Here is a 16,417-nt window from a genome sequence, read left to right as displayed (position 1 = left end):
CGCGACCTGGTCTCGGTGGCTGGCGCGGGCTGCCGCACCGGCGTGAACGCCGACGCGGCGCTGTCCGCGGGCGGGCGGCTGCAGCTCTCGGCCGGCGGCGACCTGCGCTGTGTCGCCGCCGCTGGCGATGCCGCCGTGCGTGCCCACGCCGGCGCGCTGTCGCTGCAGGCCGAGGGCCGCCTGCGGCTGCAGGCCGCCGATGGCGAGCTGCGTCTCGTCGCCCGCCGCCGCCTCGTGCTGCGGGCTGGCGGTTCGGCGCTCGTGCTCGACGGTGCCGACGTGCGCTTCACGACGGCCGGCAGCTTCGTCGTCGAGTCCGGCGCCCAGCGGTTCCCGGGGCCGGGCCGGGTCGACGCACCGCTGCCGGCGCTGCCGCTGGGGCGGCCGGGCGCGCCGCCGAACTGGATCGCGATCGCCCACCACGACGCCGACGGCCGGCCGTTCGCCGGCCAGCGCTACACGATCCGTTTCGACGGCGGCGCGACGATCGAAGGCCGGCTCGACGCCGAGGGCGAGGCCCGCCACGAGGACGTGCCGGAGCGGGTGCTGCGGGTCGAGTACGAGCCGCGCGACGCGCTGCCGGCCCCGCCGTGGCCGCCGCTGGCCGAACTGGTGGCGGCGCTGCAGCAGCGGCTGGCCTGAACCGCAACGGCCGGGCCGGCGTCAGCCGATGGCGGGCGGTCGGCGGGCTTGCCGGCGCGCGGCGTGCGCCGTGCCGGGCGTGCGTTATTGCCGCCCGGCGCCGATCGTGATGGTCTTCATGCTTCGGCAATAGTGTGCGAAATAGCAAAAGTGATATTTTGACGTCTTCGCCCACTCGGCCTGCCTGCCTCATGAAGTCGAACCTGCCGGTCACACAGGTCGAACGGGACTATCCCGACACGCTGATGCTGGTCTCGACGACCGATGTCCAGGGGCGTATCACGCACTGCAACGCTGCTTTCGCGGAGGTCAGCGGTTATGCCGCCGACGAGCTGCTCGGGCGGGCGCACAACGTCGTGCGCCATCCCGACACGCCGCCGGCGCTGTTCGCCGACATGTGGGCGACGATCGGGGCCGGCCGGCCCTGGTGCGGCGTGCTGAAGAACCGCTGCCGCAACGGCGACCACTACTGGGTGGTCGCCAACGTCACGCCGGTGCTCGCCGACGGCCGCGTCGTCGCCTTCATGTCGGTGCGCCACCGGCCCACGCCGCAGCAGGTGCACGAGGCCGAGGCGCGCTACGCCCGCCTGGCACAGGCCGATGGCGCGCCGGCCCCGGGCGCCCGTCGCCGGTGGCCGAGCAGCCCGACGCCGGCCCTGGCCGCCGGGCTGGCCGCCGTGCTCGTGCTGGCGCTGGCGCCGCTCGGACCGCTGGCGCCACTGCGCCTGCCACTGGCGGTTGCCGCGGCCGTCCTGCTGCTGGCCTGGTTCCAGCGGCGTGTCGCCGGGCAGCTGCGGCTGGCCACGGTGGCTGCCAGCCGCCTGGCCGCCTGCGACCTTGCCACCCGCAGCAACCACGATCTCGCCGCGCCACTGGGGCCGCTGCAGCAGGCCATCTGGCTGGCCAACCTCAACATGCGCGCCGTGGTCGACGACGTGCGCCGCGAGATCGGCCGCATCGCCGGTGCCGCCGAGGAGATCGCGCAGGGCAGCCGTGGCCTGTCGACGCTGGCCGGGCAGCAGTCGGGCGACGTGCAGGTGACGGCCGTGGCGATGGAGCAGATCACGCGTTCGGCCGAGGCCGTGGCCGACACTGCGCGCGAAGTCGATGCCGCCGCCGACGAGGCGCGCCAGACGGTGCGCCGCAGCGGCCAGTCGGCATCGGCGATGCTGACGACGATGGCCTCGATCGAGCGCGCCACACGCGCCGCCGCCGATTCCATCGACCTGATGGAAGGCATTGCCGACCAGACCGAGCTGCTGGCACGCGAGGCCTCGGTCAGCGCGGCGCGCGCCGGCGAGGAGGGCATCGCCTACGCGGTCGTGGCCGCACGCATCGGCGCGCTGGCGCACCGCAGCCGCAGCGCGGCCAACCAGGCGCGTGCGCTGATCGCGGCCTGTGCGGCCCATGTCGCCGAAGGGGCGAGCCGCGCCGAGGCGGCGCGTGCCGATGCCGACGCTGCAGCCCAGGCCGTCGGCCATGTCGCCGACCGCCAGCGCGAGATCTCCACCGCCACCGACGAGCAGGCGCGTGGTGTCTGCGAGGCCACGCGGGCGATGGCGCGCCTCGACGAGGCGGCCGGCGAGAACGCCGCGCTGGCCGAGCAGTCGGCCGCCGCCGGCCAGGCGCTGCGCGAACGTGCGGCGGCGCTGGCGCGGGCGGTGGCGGTGTTCCGCGTCGGTGCCTGACCCCGGCTCTGACCCCGGCTCAGCGCCGGTACAGCGCCTCGACCTGCTCGCCGTAGCGCGACTGGAGGTTGTTGCGCTTCAACTTGAGCGTCGGCGTGATCATCGTGCTCTCGATGGTCCAGGGCTCGGTCGTGAGCCACACCGCACGCGGCTGGGCGTAGTGCGGGAAGGCGGCTGTGGCGGCACGGATGCGCGCCAGCGCCGCCTCGCGCGCCGCCGGGGCCTGCAGCGACTCGGGCGCCGCCGGGTCCAGCCCGAGCGAGCGTGCCAGCCGCTCCCACGGCCCGGCGGCCAGCACGGCGATGCAGGCGATGAACGGCCGGTTGTCGCCGAAAGCCCAGGCGGCCTCGAACAGCGGGTCGGCGACGATCGCCATCTCCAGGTCGGTCGGCGCGATCTTCTCGCCGGTGGCGGTGACGATGATCTCCTTGACGCGGCCGACGATGCGGATGCGCCCGCCGTCCAGGCTGGCCTGGTCGCCGGTGTGCAGCCAGCCGCCTTCCAGCGCGCGCGCCGTGTCCTCGGGGCGGTTCCAGTAGCCGCGCATGACGTTCGGCCCGCGCACCAGCAGCTCGCGGTTGTCGCCGATGCGCACCTCGACGCCGTCCAGCGGCCGGCCGACGGTGGCCGGGTCGTTGTCTTCCGGCGTGTTGCAGCTGATGACCGGCGTGCTCTCGGTCATGCCGTAGCCCTGCACGATCGGCAGGCCCAGGCCGAGGAAGCAGCGGGCGATCGGCGCCGACAGCGCCGCACCGCCGCTCACCGCCAGCCGCAGCCGGCCGCCGAACTGCGCCTGCAGCGGCGCGCTGACGCGGCTGGCCAGCAGCGGCCAGACCAGCGCGTCCCAGGCCGCCGGCACCGAGCCGGGCACCGGCAGCTTCTGCGCGCGGCAGAAGCGCCGCCAGCCGACGGCCTGCGCCATCTCGAACAGCCGTTTCTTCAGCGCCGAGCCTTCGAGCATCGTCTGCAGCTTGACGAACACACGCTCGTAGATGCGCGGCACCGAGATCAGCACCGTCGGGCGCACCGTCTTCATGTCCTCGGGCAGGTGCTGAGTCGAGCGTGCGAAGGCCACCGTCGCGCCGGCGGCGATCGGCAGGTAGTAGCCGGCGGTGCGCTCGAAGGTGTGCGACAGCGGCAGGAAAGACAGGAAGACGTCGTCCGGCCGCGGCGCGATGCGCGCCAGCACCGCCTTCACGTTGGCCATCACGTTGCGGTGCGTGAGCATCACGCCCTTGGGCTTGCCGGTCGTGCCCGAGGTGTAGACCAGCGCCGCGAGCTCCTGCTCGTCGACCGGCACCGGCGCCGCGGGCGGCCGGGCCTGAGCCCGCGCCAGCCACTGCGCCAGCGACAGCAGCTCGGGCCCGCCGGTGGCCGCTGCGGCAGCGCCCTCGTCGCGCTCGCGGATCACCACCTGGCGCAGCGACGCCGGCAGCGCGCCGCAGCCGGCGATCGCCTGCCACTGGGCCTCGGTCTGCGTGACCAGCAGCTCGGCGCCGCTGTCGGCCAGGATGTAGGCGATGGACAGCGGGTTGTCGAGCGCGTGCATCGGCAGCGGCACGCAGCCGCGCGAGAGTGCCGCCTGGTCCAGCGTCACCGCGTCCAGGCCGTTGGGCAGCAGGATCGCGATGCGCGCGCCGCGTGCCGGGGCCAGCACGTCCAGTGCCGCGGCGCAGCGTTCGACACGGTCACCGAACTGGCGCCAGCTCCAGCTCACCCAGCCGCGTGTGTCCTCGTGTTCGCGGTAGGCCTCGGCGTCGGGGCTCAACGCGACGCGCCAGCGCAGCAGCTCGGGCAGGGTGCGGACGGAACTGAGGTCGAGGCTGGGGGAAGGTTGCGTTGACATGCCGCAATGGACGCCGTTTTCGAACGATCGTTCGATTCTGTCAGGCTCCGCACCGGAACGGGGCGGGAAACCGCCCAAGCCCATGGGATACGCGCCAAAGCCTTGCCAGGACGCGAGTTTCCGGTGCTCGGCGCGTGACGCGCTGCACGCCGCGGTGGTGCCCGGCGCTGTTGCGTTAATGCCGCGCTAATCGTCGGCCGCGAGCATCCTCCCCGTCAGCTGCCGCATTCCGCGGCAGCGCCTGAAGGGAGTCTGCATGCCGAGCATGCTGCGGGAGCCGGCCATGAGCCTCGTCCAACGTCCGGGCGCCGAGCCGCGCCTGCGCGTCTATCCGGGCGACGCCGGCGGTCGGCCCGAGGTCGAGGCGCTGGTGCGCCGCGTCTACCGTGAGCGCTACGAGGCCGACGTGCGCGAGTTCGCGCCGGCGATGGTCGGGCTGCATGACGGCGGCGGCGAACTCGTCGCTGCCGCCGGCTACCGCCCGGCGCGCGACGGCGAGCTGTTCCTGGAGCGTTATCTCGACGCGCCGGTCGAGCAGCTGCTCGGCGAACCGGCGGTGCGCGAGCGCATCGTCGAGGTCGGCCACCTGGCCGCCGCGCGTGCCGGCGAAGGCCGCCGCCTCATCACGCGCATCGGCCCGCACCTGGCCGAGCAGGGTTACGACTGGGTCGTCTGCACGCTGACCGTCGAGCTGCGCCACCTCTTCGTGCGCCTGGGCATCGCGCCGGTGACGCTGGGTGTCGCCGACCCGGCGGTGCTGGGCCGCGATGCCGCACGCTGGGGCACGTACTACGACCACCGGCCGCTGGTGCTGGCCGGCCGGCTGGACGCCGCGATCATGCGTTTCCGCCGCCGCGGGGGTGCGGCTTGAGACCGGCGCTGGTCGACGGCGCCCGCGCCTGGAGCGCCGCCGAACTCGCCGCCGCCACCGAGGCCGCGGCCGGCTGGCTGCGGGCCCAGGGCACGCAGGTGCTGGCCACGCTGCTGGACAACGGCGCGGCCTTCGCCGTGTTCGACGACGCCGCGCGTGCCGCCGGCGTGGTGCACGTGCCGCTGCCGCTGTTCTTCGACGCCACGATGCTCGGCCACGTGCTGGCCTCGGCCGGTGTCGACACGCTGGTGGCCGCCGCGCCGCTGGCCGCGCGCTGGCCCGGGCTGCACTGGCAGCCGCTGGCGAGCGTTGCCGGCACGCTCGCCGCCGCGCGCCTGCCGGCGCTGCGGCCGACGCTGCCGGCCGGCACCGCCAAGATCACCTACACCTCGGGCAGCACCGGCACGCCCAAGGGCGTGTGCCTGACGGCCGCGGCGATGGACGCCGTGGCCGACGGCCTGGTGCAGGCGCTGGCGCCGCTGGCCATCGAACGCCACCTCGCCGCGCTGCCCTACGCGGTGCTGCTGGAGAACGTCGCCGGGCTGATGGCGCCGCGCCGCCAGGGCAGCACCGTGATCTGCCCGCCGCTGGCCGAGGTCGGCCTCGCCGGCTCGTCCAGCTTCGACCCGGCCCGGCTGCACGCCGCCGTCGAGCGCCACGAAGCGCAGAGCCTGATCCTGCTGCCGCAGATGCTGCGCGCCTGGTGCGGCTGGCTGGCCGCCACCGGCCGGCGCGCGCCGGCCTCGCTGCGTTTCGTCGCCGTCGGCGGCGCCGCGGTCGGCGCGCCGGTGCTGCAGGCCGCGCGGGCGCTGGGCCTGCCGGCCTACGAAGGCTACGGCCTGTCCGAAGGCGCCTCGGTGCAGACGCTGAACCTGCCCGGGGCCGACAACGCCGGCAGCGCCGGCCGGCCGCTGCCGCACGCCCGCGTGCGCGTCGCCGCCGACGGCGAGCTGGAGGTCGGCGGCCCGCTGTTCGCCGGCTACGTCGGCGACGCCGCAGCGCGCCACGGCGACTGGTGGCCCACCGGCGACCTGGGCCGCATCGACGACGCCGGCTTCGTGCACGTCGTCGGCCGCAAGAAGAACCTGCTGATCACCGGCTACGGCCGCAACGTCTCGCCCGAATGGCCCGAGACCGCGCTGCGCTGCCAGCCGGCCGTCGCCCAGGCCGTGGTGCTCGGTGACGGCCAGCCGGCGCTGTCGGCGGTGCTCTGGCCGTCGTCGCCCGCGGTCGGCGACCACCAGCTCGACGCCGCGGTGGCCGCCGCCAACGCCACGCTGCCCGACTACGCCCGCGTCGCGCGCTGGACGCGCGCCGCCGACGCCTTCGACGCCGCCTCGGGCCTGGCCACCGCCAACGGCCGCCCGCGCCGCGACGCCATCCTCGCCCGCCATGCCGACGCCCTCGGGCTCGACGCGGCGTCCGCCATCTCCTCCTGCTGACACGCCATGGGATTCCACGCCACCCTGCTCGAACAGACCACCGAGGCCCGCAACGGCCTGCTCGCCACGCCGATCATCCAGGGCGCGCTGCGCGGCGAGGTCTCGCGGCCCAGCTACCTGGCCTTTCTGCGCGAGGCCTTCCACCACGTGCGCCACACGGTGCCGCTGCTGAAGGCCGTTCGCGCCGCGCTGCCCGCGCACCACGCCTGGCTCGAAGGCCCGCTGGACGAGTACATCGAGGAGGAGTCCGGCCACGACGAGTGGATCCTCGACGACATCGCCCACGCCGGCGGCGACGCCGAAGCCGTGCGCCACGGAGCCCCCGGCATCGCCACCGAGGTCATGGTGGCCTACGCCTACGACACGATCGCGCGGCGCAACCCGCTGGGCTTCTTCGGCATGGTGCTGGTGCTCGAAGGCACCAGCGTGTCGCTGGCGCTGCACGCCGCCGACGCCATCCAGCAGGCGCTGGCGCTGCCCGACTCGGCCTTCAGCTACCTGCGCTCGCACGGCACGCTGGACCAGGAGCACGTGCAGCACTTCGAGCTGTTGATGGACCAGATCCACGACCCCGCCGACCAGGCCGCCATCGTGCACGCCGCGCGCGTGTTCTACCGCCTGTACGGCGACGTCTTCCGCAGCCTGCCGCTGCCGCAGCCGCAACCCGTCGAGGAGGCGGCATGAAGATCGACCAGACCCGCGTCGTGCTGACCGGCGCGGCCGGCGGCATCGGCCGCGCGATGGTGCAGGCGCTGGCCGAACAGGGCGCCGCGGTGCTCGGTGTCGGCCGCGGCGCCAGCGGCCCCGGCAACGCCTGGCAACGTGCCGACCTGGCCACGCCCGAAGGCCGCCAGGCTGTCGTGCAGGCGGCGGCCGACTGGAACGCCAACGTCGTCGTGCACGCCGCCGGCGTGCCGGCCTTCGGCGCGCTGGCCCAGGTGCCCGCGGCGCAGGTCGAGCAGGTGCTGCAGACCAACCTGCTGGCGCCGATGCTGCTGACCCAGGCGCTGCTGCCGCAGCTGCAACGCCAGCCGCGCGCCCAGATCGTCTTCGTCGGCTCGGTGCTGGGGCGCATCGGCCTGCCGGGCTTCTCGGTCTACGGCGCCAGCAAGGCCGGCTTGCACGGTTTTGCCGAGGCGCTGCGGCGCGAGCTGGCCGACGGCCCGGTGCGTGTGCAGACGCTGGCCCCGCGCAGCACGCGCACCGGCTTCAACGACGCCGCGGCGCAGGCCTACAACGTCTCCACCGGTGCCGCCAGCGACACGCCCGAGCTCGTCGCCCAGGCGCTGCTGCAGCTGATCGAGAGCGAGGCGCCCGAGCGCACGCTGGGCGGCGGCGAACGTGTCTTCGCCCGCCTGAACGGCCTGCTGGGCGCCTGGATGGACTCCGGCTTCAGCAAACATCGCCGCAGCCTGCCGGCGGCGGCCCCCACCCAAGGACAGACCCGATGAACATCCGTCGCTCCCTGCTGAGCTCCCTCGTCGTCGCCGCCGCCGCGCTGGCTGCGCTGCCGGTCGCCCAGGCCGGCCCGGTCGAGGACGCCGTCACCGCGCTGCAGCACGACTGGGAGGTGATCCGCTACCAGACCCCCGCCGCCGAGCGCGAGAAGCGTTTCGAGACCCTGGTGGCCAACGCCCACAAGACCAGCGAGAGCTTCCCCGGCCGCGCCGAGCCGCTGGTCTGGGAAGGCATCATCGTCAGCTCGCTGGCCGGCGAGAAGGGAGGCCTGGGCGCGCTGGGCCTCGTCAAGCAGGCCAAGGCGCTGTACGAACGTGCGATCCAGATCGACGGCAATGCGCTCGACGGCTCGGCCTACAACAGTCTGGGCGTGCTGTACTACAAGGTACCGGGCTGGCCGCTGGGCTTCGGCGACAAGGCGCGTGCCGGCCAGATGCTGCAGAAGGCGCTGGCGCTGAACCCGCAGGGCATCGACGCCAACTTCTTCTACGGCGAGTACCTGGTCGAGACCGGCCACGAGGCCGACGCCGTGACCTACCTGCAGCGCGCCATCGACGCGCCCGCACGCCCGGGCCGCCAGATCGCCGACGCCGGACGGCGCGAGGAGGCGCGGCAGCTGCTGGCGAAGATCAAGCGCTGAGGCGGCGGCCAGGCGCGACGAGGGTCAGGGCCTCTTCACGAGCCGCTTGACGGTGTCCTCGATCGCCTCCGGCTCGACGGCGCGCAGCATGCCGGCGTGCAGGATCTCCATCTGCTTGGGCGAGAGCGTGCCGGCCGGCGCGCGGGCGCACAGCTCGTTCGGCACCACGGCTCGCTGGAACAACCAGCGCGGCACGTCCTTGCGGACCCAGAGCGTGGAGCCGGCCACCGGCTCCAGGCTGGTGGCGTCGACCAGCACCACCATCATGAACGCGTGCGTGGCGCACAGGCCTCGGCCCGATGTGAAGCCCAGGCCGTCGAGGATGAACTGCGACATCTGCAGGTAGTCCATCGTCCCGTCGCGAACGACGACGGCCAGCAGGTCCGCGTTCGTCTCGCGCGCGATGGCGCGCAGTGCCGGCGCGCCGACCTCCCAGTTCGGCGAGGCCCGCGTGTTCAGCCCCTTGATCACGTAGAGCGTGTTCAGCAGGTCCTTCTGCAGCGGCCCGTGGTAGGGCCGCGCCGTCACGCCCAGCGAGCGCGTGATCTCCTCGGCGTAGAGCGCGGCGAAACGGTCGTCCAGGCCCCATTCGGGCACTTCGAACGGCACGTCGTCGCTGCTGAGGAGACCTTGCTTTCGAAAGCGGATGGTGTCGCCGAGCACCGAGACGACGGCGATCGACCGGGCTTTCTGCAGCGTGTCGGGAGGGACGGTCACGCCGTTCAGCGTGACGCCGCAGCCGGCGATCAGCGAGGCGGCGAGCAGCGTGGCGAGGGTGGCGAGACGTCGGAGCATGTCGATCGGCGTTGAAACAGGTTTTCAGCGGGCGGGCACGAGTTCCCAGCCCTCGGGCCGCCAGCGCAGCAGCAGCGGGGCCAGCGGGTTGGGCGCGCGCGCCATCGTGTCGGCCACCAGCGCACGCAACGCGGCCAGGCCGGCCGGCGAATCGTCGGCCGAGTACAGCAGCAGGTCGGTGGCCGGCACCGCGACGACGAGCACGCCGCCCTGGGCTTCGGCCAGGCCGGCCCAGCTGTCGTGCAGCAGCAGCCGGCTGGGCTGGTAGACGTCGTCGGCCAGCACGCCCAGCCGGCCTGGCGCGACCGGCGGCGCCGCCACCGCCAGCGGCACCAGGCGCGTGCGCAGGTTCTGCAGGCCGCGGGCGTAGGCCTGGTCGTCGTCGAGCCCGAGCTCCTCACGCTGCCCGCTGCCGAGCAGCTGCACCGACCGTTCGCCGTCGAGCACCGGCACGGCCATCAGCCCGCCGACGAAGGGCCGGGCGTCCAGCCGGCCGGGGACACGGCCGCCGGCGATCGACGCCCGGGCGCTGACGACGTAGGCCGCCGAGCGCAGCACGATGCGCAGCGCGTCGGCGCGGGGTTTGGCCTGGGCGTCGCCCAGCGCGGTGGCGACGTCGTGCAGGAAGGCGTCCAGCCGCTCGGCGCAGCCCTCGGCGTCACGCCGGCAGAAGGCGTGGATGCGGTCGAGGTTGATCTGGGCGTCACCCAGGCCCAGCGTCAGCGGGCCCAGCACGGTGACCGGCCTGGACGGCAGCGTGCGCTGCAACTGCCCGGCCGCGTGGCGCGTGAACGGCTCCTCGTCCAGCGGGACCGGCTGCGCGGCGGCGGTGGTGGTGGCCAGGAACAGGGCCAGAGGGGCGAGCGGGGCGAGCAGGCGGTGGCGCATGGTGGGCAGGGCGTGCGGCCGACAGCATAGGCGGCGGCCGTGCTGCGGCGTCCCCTGCTTCGGGTGGCGTGGCGCCGGGGCGTCGCTTGCCGGAGGGACGCCGTGGCGCCCCTCGGCCCCTCGGGGTTGGCAAGCTGTTCGAGGCGGCACGTTTGCCAATTTTTGCCAAGGCGCCTAGGCTCATGCGATGGGCACGATGAACATCTCCCTCCCCGATGCGCTGAAGAGCTTCGTCGACGAGCAGGTCAGCCGGCGAGGCTACGGCACCAGCAGCGAGTACGTGCGCGAGCTGATCCGCCAGGACCAGGAGCGCCAGCAGCTGCGTGGCCTGCTGCTGGCCGGCGCTGCGTCGGCCCCGGCCGTGGTGGCTGACGACGCCTACTTCGACGGGCTGCGCGAGCGCGTGAACACGGCCACCGCAGCGCGCCGCAAAGCGTGAAACGCAAACCCGTCGTCGCGCGCCAGCAGGCCGTCGACGATGTTGCGCAGGCGCTGGACTTCTACCTCGCCGAAGGGGCCGGGACGGCGGCTGCAGGCTTCGTCGACTTGCTGGAGCGGGCGTATGCGCGCATCGGCCGGCATCCGGCAAGCGCTTCGCCGCGCCTGGGGCACGAGCTGAACCTTCCCGGCCTGCGCGCCTGGCCGCTGAAGCGCTACCCGTACCTCGTGTCCTACGTCGAGCGCGACGATCACGTCGACGTCTGGCGCGTGCTGCATGGCCAGCGCGACCTCCCGGCCTGGCTGCGCGAGCCGGGCGATGCTTGATCCTTCGTAGACCGGCGCCGCGACCGTCGGCTACGCTCATGCGTCAGCTCCAGGAGCCGTGCATGAGCCGTCATCACACGAACCTGATCCGCGCGCTGTTCCACGACCCGCCGCCGCACAACCTGCACTGGCGCGACGTCGAGTCGCTGCTGAAGCACGTCGGCGCGACGCTGGAGCCGATCTCCGGCGCGCGCCTGCGTGTCACGCTGGGCAAGGTGGAAGACATCCTGCACCGGCCGCACGGCGGCGACGAGCTCGACCGGCAGTCGGTGCTGCACGTGCGCGCCTTCCTGGGCCGCGCCGGCGTGACGCCCGCGGCCTACGAGTCGCGCGGCGACGCGGCGGGCTGAGCCGGGGCACGCCCGGCGGCTCAGCCCCCTGACCCCCTCACCAGCAGTACTTGTCCTGCATCTGGTTGGCCTCGCGGGTGGCCGCGACACGGGCGCGAAGCTCCGGCGTCGCCAGCGCGTCGCGTTCGCGCGCGGCCTGCGTGCGCAGATCGGCGAGCGCCGCCTCGAGGTGGGCCTGGCGGTCCCCCGGCCGCGCCGGCAGCGCGTCGATGAACAGTGCCCGGTACGGGTGCGCCGCCACCCAGTCCAGCGCCGCCTGGCGTTGCCGCGCCTGGCGGCCCAGGTCGCAGAAGGCGTAGCCGTTGAGGTCGGGCCCGGCGGTGACGGCGAAGTCCCTCGTCGCCTGGGCCACCTGGGCGAGCGCCGGGTGCGACATGTCCAGCACCGCGGCCAGCGTCGCGTAGCGGTCCTTGGCGGCGTAGAACCAGAACACGGCCTCGTCGCGCAGGCCGACGTCGTAGAGCCGGATCGCCAGCACCATCAGCGTCATCGGCGTGACGAGCTCGGGTGCCGCGCGGATGGACTTCTCGACCTCGGCGATGACGGCCGGATCGTGGCTCGCCAGCCGTTCGTCGAAGGCCTTGCCGACCGCCACCTGCGGGCGGCCGCCGTCGTCGGCCGCGGCGGCGTAGTAGGGCAGCACGTAGACGCCGATGCGGCGCACCGGTTCGGCGGCCGTGGCCGACGCCGAGGCCAGCGCCAGGGCGAGCGAGACGAGCAGGGGTTTCATCTTCTATGGGCCGGCGGCGCCGGTCTCAGGGGATGTGTTCGGCCTCGGGCGGCGGTTGCACCCAGCCGTGTTTTCGCTCTTCGTAGACCGAGACGGTGGGCGGCGGGAAAGCCGGGTCGGCAAACGCGCCGACGGGGATCGCGACCGCCTCCGGCATGTCGTCGACGACGTACCAGACCGTCGCGCCGCAGGCCGGGCAGAAGTGGAAACGCACCCGGCCGCCGTCGTCGCCGACACGCACGAACTCGGTCGAGGCGCCGGCGAGCACCACGTCCTCGCGCCGGAAGCGCGCCTGCTGCCCGAACACGCTGCCGGTGCGGCGCTGGCAGGCCAGGCAGTGGCAGATCGAGACGCGCAGCGGCTCGCCGCTCACCGTGGCGGTGAGGCGGCCGCAGGAGCAGGAGGCGAGGCGGGTGGGCATGGCGGTCGAGCGGTCCTCAGTCAAAGTAGGGCTTCAGTGGCGCATCAATCCGTTGGTAGAGCGGATGAACTGGAGATCCGTTCTTGTTCTTGCCGAAGCAAAACACCTTTGCAGGGTCGCAAACTTCCCGAAGGATCGTTTCCACCGCAGGCCCGCGCCCCGACTTGTGGCCGGGGTTCCCCCAGCTGACCACCACGATTCGTGCCCGAGCCGCGATTCTCCGAATCCATTCGTCGTTCTCGCGCAGGTTCACGACGGCGGCATTGCGCAAGTCCGCCGAGTACGTTCCCCGGATAGACATGACGTTCAGCTGGTAATAGGTGCCGACGCCCCAGCATTCCCTGGCTCGCCGCGCCATGCCGTCCACGGTCGGATCGCCGACGTCTTCCGCAGCACCCGATGGATTCATGCTGATGCCGCACGCATAGTCCTCGTGATCGCCCCAGTACCGGAAAAGCGTGAAGCGGTGCGTCCTGTCGGGACTGAAGATGGTGCGTTCGGCCACCAGGGGGTCCACCGCAAGCGTGGGCGACGGGGCCGCCGAGCCGATGGCGGCCGTTGCCGAGCCCCGTACGAGAGGAAACCCGTGCGTCTCACCGGGCATCGCGGTGGCCCCGATGCTCGGCCGGGCCCGTCGCGACGCGCCCCACCCGCGCCACCACCCCCGTCCCGTCCGCCCGCGCCCCGTAGCGCATCTCCAGCCCGTGCAGCACCGCGATGCGCTGCACGATGGACACGCCCAGCCCGCTGCCGCTCTCGGCCTGGCCTTCGGGGCGGCGGAAACGTTCGCCCAGGCGCTGCAGCAGCTCGGGCGCCAGCGGCGGGCCGTCGTTCTCGACACGCAGCGCGTCGGGCTCGAAGACCACCGTCACGCTGCCGCCTTCCGGGGCGTAGCGTGTGGCGTTGTCGACCAGGTTGCGCAGCAGGATCTCCAGCAGCGCCGGGTCGCCGTCCAGCGGCAGCGGCTGCGCCGGCGGCTCGGGCCAGTCGCAGCCCAGCTCGATGCGGCGGCGCTCGGCCAGCGGCAGCGTGTCGCTCATCACCTGGCCGACGATCGGCACCCAGTCGACCGGGCGGCGCTGCGGCAGGCCTTCGGCGGCCTCCACACGCGACAGCGCCAGCATCTGCGACACCAGCCGGTCCATGCGTGCGATGCCGGCTTCGAGCCGGCCTTCGGCGTGCGCGCGCTCGCCGGGGTCGCTGCTGTTGCGCGCCACGTCCCATTGCGCGCGCAGCAGCGCCAGCGGCGTGCGCAGCTCGTGCGCGGCATCGGCGGTGAAACGCCGCTCGCGCTGGCGCGCGGCCTCGATGCGCTCGAACAGCGCGTTCATCGAGCCGACGATCGGCCGCAGCTCCGACGGCGTCTCGTCCAGCGGCAGCGGGCGCAGGCTGTCGGCGTCGCGGCCTTCCAGATCGCCGGCGATGCGGCGCACCGGCTCCAGCGCGCGCCGCGAGGCCCAGGCCAGCGCCAGCAGCAGCGCCGGCAGCATCAGCAGCCAGGGCGCGAGCTGGCCCGACAGCAGGCCCCAGATCAGCTCGTCACGCTCTTCCTGGCGCTGGGCGGCGGCCACGCTCCAGCGGCCGTCGGCCGCCTGCTGGTAGTACACGCGCCAGGCGATGCCGTCGACCTGCAGATCGACGAAGCCGCTGGCGTCGCGCCGCCAGGGCAGGCGCGCGCCCTGCTCGTCGTACAGCAGCGGCCGGCCATCGCCGTCCCAGGCGGCCAGGCCCATGTCCTCCAGCTCGGCGGCGCCGGTGCCGCCTTCGGCCGGCGGCTTGAGCTCGATCTCGGTCAGCTCGCCCTTGGCCGCCATGCCCGACAGCGCGCCGTGCACGGTGCCGGCCAGGCGGATCAGCTCGCTGTCGAACATCTCGTCGACCTCGGTCTGCGCGCTGTCGGTGGCCACGCCGACGGTGATGGCCCACAGCAGCGGCGCGGCCACCAGCACCGCCAGCAGCAGCCGGCGTTGCAGGCTCTGCGGCCGGCGGCCGGCGTCGCCGCTCACGCCTCGTCCCCGTCGGCCGCGCCCAGCGCGTAGCCCACGCCGCGCACGGTGCGCACGATGCCGGGGGCTATCTTGCGGCGCAGGTGGTGGATGTGCACCTCCAGCGCGTTGCTCTCGGGCTCGGCGCCGCCCCAGTCGTAGAGCTTCTCCTGCAGTTGCACCTTGCTCAGCACGCGCTGCGGGTTCATCAGCAGCACCTCCAGCAGCGCCAGCTCGCGCCCGCGCAGCTCCACCGGCTGGCCGCGCCAGTGCACCTGCTTGCTGGCCGGGTCGTAGCGCAGCGCGCCGTGTGTCCACACCGACTGCGAGCGCCCGGCGCTGCGCCGCGCCATCGCGCGCAGCCGCGCGGCCAGCTCGGCGATGGCGATCGGCTTGACGAGGTAGTCGTCGGCGCCGCTGTCCAGGCCCTCGATGCGCTGCTCGATGCCGTCGCGTGCGGTGAGGATCAGCACCGGGCTGTCCAGGCCGCGCTCGCGCCAGCGCCGCAGCCAGGTCACGCCGTCGGTGCCGGGCAGGCCCAGGTCGAGCACGACGGCGTCGTAGGGCGCGCCGCGCAACGCGGCGTCGGCCTGCTGGCCGTCGGGGAAGAGATCGACGGCGTGGCCGGCCTGGCGCAGGCCGGCGCGCAGCGCGTCGCCGAGGTCGGGGTCGTCTTCGACGATGAGCAGTCGCATGGCGGCGACCATTATCGGCCGCCGCCTTGCGCGTGTTCAGCGCAGGCCGAGCACGCGCTCCACCTCGCGCCAGTCGACGATCTTGAAGTTCTGCGCGCCGTCGGGCAGGCGCTTGAAGCCGTCCTGCACGACGAGCGCGCCGCGCGGCAGCGCCGGGCCCAGCGGCGTGCTGGTGACTTCCAGGCCGTCGGTCTCGGACACGCCGTCGATGCCGGCCACCGGGTCCAGACCGATGCGCAGCGCCCCCTTCACGCGCCAGGGCGGCGCGGCCTCGGCCACGACGTAGCTGTCGTTGCCCTGGCTGCTGACGACCAGCCAGCGGCGCCCGGTGTCGCGGTCGTGGTACAGCGCCAGGCCTTCGACGTCGGCCTGCAGCAGGCCGCCGACCTTCAGCACGAGTTGCGGCTTGGGCTCGGCAGCGTTCAGGTCCAGCATCCAGACGCCGCGGTCCTCCTCGCCGATGAAGAGCCGGCCGCTGTCGTCGTCGGCGACGCAGCCTTCGGGCTGCGATTCCAGCTTGAAACGCTGCACGACGCGCCCGCTGAAGACCGGCCGGCCGTCGGCGCCCGGCGCCGCCTCGACGCGGATGCGCTCCACGCGCCCGTCCTTGTCGTTGACCAGCGCCTCCAGCCCGCCGGCCGGCGGCGCGTACAGGCAGGTGCCGTAGACCTCGTCCAGCCCGGTGGCGATCCGGCCGGCGTCGGCGAGCGTGCCGTCGGCGGCGATGGTGAACACCGCCAGCGCCTTCTCGTCGCGCTGCGTGGCCAGCGCCAGGTCCAGCGTCAGCGTGCCGAAACGCAGGCCCTGGCGCACGTCGACGTTGTTCAGCCGGCCGGCTTCGAGCACCTGGCGCTGGCGGCCGTCCAGGCCGTAGACGAACAGGCCCTGCTTCTTGTTCGTGCCCAGCACCAGCGACTTCGCCGGGTCGGCCGGGTGCACCCAGATCGCCGGGTCGTCGGCGGCGTCGCCGAAACGCGGCACCGGGTCGGTCTGGGCGACGGCGCGCACCACCGGCAGCACGGCGCGCGGCGCCGGCGCGGCCCAGGGCAGGGCGCGTGTGGCCCAGCGGCCGGTGGCCTCGTCGTGCCAGGCCAGCCGCAGGCCGGTGGTGTCGGCCTTGGCGGCCAGCGCCTCGACGGCTTTCCGCCCGTCGGCCGGGCCTTGCCGTCGGCGCGCCAGCGCCGTCGGCCTCGCGCCAGAG

At 73.8% G+C, this 16,417-nt stretch carries 19 protein-coding genes; 10 read left to right on the top strand and 9 right to left on the bottom strand.

Annotated elements, in window-relative coordinates; all coding sequences use genetic code 11:
• Both RBXJA2T_RS06095 and RBXJA2T_RS06090 read left to right on the top strand, forming a co-directional pair.
• A partial coding sequence (locus RBXJA2T_RS06095) for a DUF2345 domain-containing protein (protein ID WP_009856459.1) occupies positions 1-642 on the top strand: 642 nt, incomplete at its 5' end.
• A gap of 191 nt (positions 643-833) precedes the next feature.
• Positions 834-2,330, top strand: a complete 1,497-nt coding sequence (locus tag RBXJA2T_RS06090; RefSeq protein WP_009856458.1) for a methyl-accepting chemotaxis protein — start codon at positions 834-836, stop codon at positions 2,328-2,330.
• A gap of 19 nt (positions 2,331-2,349) precedes the next feature.
• Here RBXJA2T_RS06090 and RBXJA2T_RS06085 read toward each other — a convergent pair whose 3' ends face one another.
• Positions 2,350-4,176: an AMP-dependent synthetase/ligase gene (locus RBXJA2T_RS06085; protein WP_029718485.1), complete on the bottom strand. Its 1,827-nt coding sequence runs from the start codon at positions 4,174-4,176 to the stop codon at positions 2,350-2,352.
• Positions 4,177-4,459: 283 nt separating this feature from the next.
• Here RBXJA2T_RS06085 and RBXJA2T_RS06080 point away from each other — a divergent pair, with 283 nt between their 5' ends.
• Genes RBXJA2T_RS06080 through RBXJA2T_RS06060 form a run of 5 tightly spaced genes read left to right on the top strand, consistent with a single transcriptional unit; the run spans position 4,460 to position 8,587 of the window.
• Positions 4,460-5,047 carry a thermostable hemolysin gene (locus tag RBXJA2T_RS06080; protein WP_237704858.1) on the top strand — a complete coding sequence of 196 codons (588 nt, stop codon included), beginning with the start codon at positions 4,460-4,462 and terminating at the stop codon, positions 5,045-5,047.
• Positions 5,044-6,489, top strand: coding sequence for an AMP-binding protein (locus RBXJA2T_RS06075; protein WP_009856454.1), 1,446 nt, complete (start codon positions 5,044-5,046; stop codon positions 6,487-6,489). Before RBXJA2T_RS06080 ends, RBXJA2T_RS06075 begins: the two co-directional genes overlap by 4 nt.
• Positions 6,490-6,495: 6 nt before the next feature.
• Entirely contained in the window at positions 6,496-7,173 is a 678-nt protein-coding gene (locus RBXJA2T_RS06070) for an iron-containing redox enzyme family protein (protein ID WP_009856453.1), read from the top strand.
• Positions 7,170-7,940: an SDR family oxidoreductase gene (locus RBXJA2T_RS06065; protein WP_009856452.1), complete on the top strand. Its 771-nt coding sequence runs from the start codon at positions 7,170-7,172 to the stop codon at positions 7,938-7,940. The genes RBXJA2T_RS06070 and RBXJA2T_RS06065 overlap by 4 nt, the downstream gene beginning before the upstream one ends.
• A complete protein-coding gene (locus tag RBXJA2T_RS06060; protein WP_009856451.1) occupies positions 7,937-8,587 on the top strand; it encodes a tetratricopeptide repeat protein in 651 nt (216 codons plus the stop codon). The genes RBXJA2T_RS06065 and RBXJA2T_RS06060 overlap by 4 nt, the downstream gene beginning before the upstream one ends.
• A 24-nt stretch (positions 8,588-8,611) precedes the next feature.
• Here RBXJA2T_RS06060 and RBXJA2T_RS06055 read toward each other — a convergent pair whose 3' ends face one another.
• Together RBXJA2T_RS06055 and RBXJA2T_RS06050 are read right to left on the bottom strand one after the other, a co-directional pair.
• A complete protein-coding gene (locus RBXJA2T_RS06055; protein WP_009856450.1) occupies positions 8,612-9,382 on the bottom strand; it encodes a hypothetical protein in 771 nt (256 codons plus the stop codon).
• A gap of 24 nt (positions 9,383-9,406) precedes the next feature.
• Positions 9,407-10,270, bottom strand: coding sequence for a DUF1444 domain-containing protein (locus tag RBXJA2T_RS06050; protein WP_009856449.1), 864 nt, complete (start codon positions 10,268-10,270; stop codon positions 9,407-9,409).
• 187 nt (positions 10,271-10,457) lie between these two features.
• On the opposite strand from RBXJA2T_RS06050, the gene RBXJA2T_RS06045 reads away from it, so the two are divergent.
• The 3 genes from RBXJA2T_RS06045 (at position 10,458) to RBXJA2T_RS06035 (ending at position 11,385) form a co-directional block, all read left to right on the top strand.
• Entirely contained in the window at positions 10,458-10,709 is a 252-nt protein-coding gene (locus RBXJA2T_RS06045; RefSeq protein WP_009856448.1) for a type II toxin-antitoxin system ParD family antitoxin, read from the top strand.
• Positions 10,706-11,035, top strand: a complete 330-nt coding sequence (locus RBXJA2T_RS06040; protein ID WP_009856447.1) for a type II toxin-antitoxin system RelE/ParE family toxin — start codon at positions 10,706-10,708, stop codon at positions 11,033-11,035. Before RBXJA2T_RS06045 ends, RBXJA2T_RS06040 begins: the two co-directional genes overlap by 4 nt.
• Before the next feature lie 62 nt (positions 11,036-11,097).
• Entirely contained in the window at positions 11,098-11,385 is a 288-nt protein-coding gene (locus RBXJA2T_RS06035) for a type II toxin-antitoxin system HicA family toxin (RefSeq protein ID WP_009856446.1), read from the top strand.
• 37 nt (positions 11,386-11,422) lie between these two features.
• Here the strand turns inward: RBXJA2T_RS06035 and RBXJA2T_RS19455 are convergent, their stop codons facing one another.
• The 6 genes from RBXJA2T_RS19455 to RBXJA2T_RS06005 form a co-directional block, all read right to left on the bottom strand.
• The gene (locus tag RBXJA2T_RS19455) at positions 11,423-12,115 is read right to left on the bottom strand and encodes a hypothetical protein (RefSeq protein ID WP_009856445.1); all 693 of its coding nucleotides are present in this window, start codon (positions 12,113-12,115) and stop codon (positions 11,423-11,425) included.
• 25 nt (positions 12,116-12,140) lie between these two features.
• Positions 12,141-12,536, bottom strand: coding sequence for a GFA family protein (locus RBXJA2T_RS06025; RefSeq protein ID WP_009856444.1), 396 nt, complete (start codon positions 12,534-12,536; stop codon positions 12,141-12,143).
• 16 nt (positions 12,537-12,552) lie between these two features.
• Entirely contained in the window at positions 12,553-13,041 is a 489-nt protein-coding gene (locus RBXJA2T_RS06020; RefSeq protein WP_202796732.1) for a DUF1643 domain-containing protein, read from the bottom strand.
• 88 nt (positions 13,042-13,129) lie between these two features.
• Positions 13,130-14,542: an ATP-binding protein gene (locus tag RBXJA2T_RS06015; protein WP_009856442.1), complete on the bottom strand. Its 1,413-nt coding sequence runs from the start codon at positions 14,540-14,542 to the stop codon at positions 13,130-13,132.
• Positions 14,539-15,216: a response regulator gene (locus RBXJA2T_RS06010; RefSeq protein WP_029718489.1), complete on the bottom strand. Its 678-nt coding sequence runs from the start codon at positions 15,214-15,216 to the stop codon at positions 14,539-14,541. Before RBXJA2T_RS06010 ends, RBXJA2T_RS06015 begins: the two co-directional genes overlap by 4 nt.
• 36 nt (positions 15,217-15,252) lie before the next feature.
• Positions 15,253-16,417: phytase (locus tag RBXJA2T_RS06005; protein WP_009856440.1), on the bottom strand; the 1,165-nt coding region annotated here is incomplete at its 5' end.

The organism is Rubrivivax benzoatilyticus JA2 = ATCC BAA-35 (genome assembly GCF_000190375.1).
GTDB lineage: Bacteria > Pseudomonadota > Gammaproteobacteria > Burkholderiales > Burkholderiaceae_C > Rubrivivax > Rubrivivax benzoatilyticus.
The sequence above is the reverse complement of the archived record's forward strand: the minus strand, read 5'-3'. Positions and strand labels throughout refer to the sequence as shown.

Coding starts and splice junctions, on each gene's coding strand:
- RBXJA2T_RS06090 (WP_009856458.1), top strand. CDS start 834: ATGAAGTCGAACCTGCCGGTCACACAGGTCGAACGGGACTATCCCGAC.
- RBXJA2T_RS06025 (WP_009856444.1), bottom strand. CDS start 12,536: ATGCCCACCCGCCTCGCCTCCTGCTCCTGCGGCCGCCTCACCGCCACG.
- RBXJA2T_RS06050 (WP_009856449.1), bottom strand. CDS start 10,270: ATGCGCCACCGCCTGCTCGCCCCGCTCGCCCCTCTGGCCCTGTTCCTG.
- RBXJA2T_RS06085 (WP_029718485.1), bottom strand. CDS start 4,176: ATGTCAACGCAACCTTCCCCCAGCCTCGACCTCAGTTCCGTCCGCACC.
- RBXJA2T_RS06080 (WP_237704858.1), top strand. CDS start 4,460: ATGAGCCTCGTCCAACGTCCGGGCGCCGAGCCGCGCCTGCGCGTCTAT.
- RBXJA2T_RS06055 (WP_009856450.1), bottom strand. CDS start 9,382: ATGCTCCGACGTCTCGCCACCCTCGCCACGCTGCTCGCCGCCTCGCTG.
- RBXJA2T_RS06010 (WP_029718489.1), bottom strand. CDS start 15,216: ATGCGACTGCTCATCGTCGAAGACGACCCCGACCTCGGCGACGCGCTG.
- RBXJA2T_RS06070 (WP_009856453.1), top strand. CDS start 6,496: ATGGGATTCCACGCCACCCTGCTCGAACAGACCACCGAGGCCCGCAAC.
- RBXJA2T_RS06060 (WP_009856451.1), top strand. CDS start 7,937: ATGAACATCCGTCGCTCCCTGCTGAGCTCCCTCGTCGTCGCCGCCGCC.
- RBXJA2T_RS06065 (WP_009856452.1), top strand. CDS start 7,170: ATGAAGATCGACCAGACCCGCGTCGTGCTGACCGGCGCGGCCGGCGGC.
- RBXJA2T_RS06045 (WP_009856448.1), top strand. CDS start 10,458: ATGGGCACGATGAACATCTCCCTCCCCGATGCGCTGAAGAGCTTCGTC.
- RBXJA2T_RS06035 (WP_009856446.1), top strand. CDS start 11,098: ATGAGCCGTCATCACACGAACCTGATCCGCGCGCTGTTCCACGACCCG.
- RBXJA2T_RS19455 (WP_009856445.1), bottom strand. CDS start 12,115: ATGAAACCCCTGCTCGTCTCGCTCGCCCTGGCGCTGGCCTCGGCGTCG.